Source organism: Vibrio sp. Vb1574 (assembly GCF_033338675.1).
Genome location: NZ_JAWOTC010000290.1, coordinates 1 through 1,240 on the forward strand (window position 1 = coordinate 1; position 1,240 = coordinate 1,240).

At 50.2% G+C, this 1,240-nt stretch carries 1 protein-coding gene; it reads right to left on the bottom strand.

The annotated features are described in order from the left end of the window. Positions 1–1,240, bottom strand: a 1,240-nt coding sequence (locus tag R7O12_RS25625; protein WP_318126867.1) for a helicase-related protein, incomplete at both ends; no start/stop codon positions are given.

Genomic DNA, 1,240 nt, shown 5'->3' on the forward strand with positions numbered 1-1,240 from the left:
GACGCTCTCTGCGCACAAACACCAATTCAGGATGCAAAGCCGCTATCGCTTGAGTCAGTTGATCTCGTCGATAACGCGAAGCCACTTCCAATTGAGGCAATTCAAATACGTCCCGCATCTGCTTTGCTAAGCCTTGCGCTTCTTCCAGCACACTGGTATCAACAATCACAGCAGGAAGCTGTTCTCCACGCACCAACCGAATCATTAGCGACGCGTCACACCCCAGAGGCTCTTCTTGCTCTAGAGCCTCTGCTGCCTCTCCCCCTTGCAGTTGATACAGCTGTGCAGGCACGGAGAGCGCTGCCGCTAAATCGATCATGGCTTCTTTTTCGGCTTTGGTCGGAATGCGAGTCACCAGCTCGGCGAATAGCGCATCAATTGGCAGTGGATAGACTTTTTTGCCGTGCTCAGTTACGTCACCGTTATCGTCTAATGCACCCATCGCTTGCAAACACAGAAGTGCTGCGTTCAATGACTTTTCTGGAACCGCATCAAGAAAGTGCAGCTCAGATAAACGATAGCCACAACACGCCGCCGCAAGCATGGGCTCTACCAGCTCTTCACGATGCAACTCCGGTGGCGTGACCAACTCTAATGGAGCATGTTCGCCAAATAAACGGATACAAGTGCCTTCTGCTACGCGCCCTGCACGCCCCATTCGCTGTGCTGCACTGGCTTTTGAAATGTTGGTTAATGTGAGAGCAGTACGTCCGTTGCGCTGAACCGTTCTTCGCTCCAAACCGCTATCAATCACAACGCGGATATTAGGAATGGTAAGCGACGTTTCCGCGACATTGGTTGCCAGCACCACTTTGCGCTGCGCTTGAACAGTTAAAGCTCGATGTCGCTCTTCATCACTGACCGAAGCATGAAGCTTCACCACAAGCACATCATCCAAGTGCTGTAACATCTGCGCGCACTGAGCGATCTCTTTTCGACCAGGTAAAAACACCAAGATATCGCCTTCCTCATCTTCAAGGGCTTCTTTTACTGTTTTCACCACGTCATTTTCACACCCTTTTTTATTGGGCAGATGACGACTGTCTATTACTCGATGAGTCACCGAGACAGGAAAACAGCGCCCTTCTGAACGAAGACGATGAGCATTAAGATAATGTGCGAGTTTTTCGCCCTCTAACGTGGCAGAAGTCACTATCAATCGATGCTGATTTTCTTGCTTCAAAATTGCGGTTAGTAGATCAATGTCCCAGCGACGCTCGTGAAATTCGTCCACTATCAC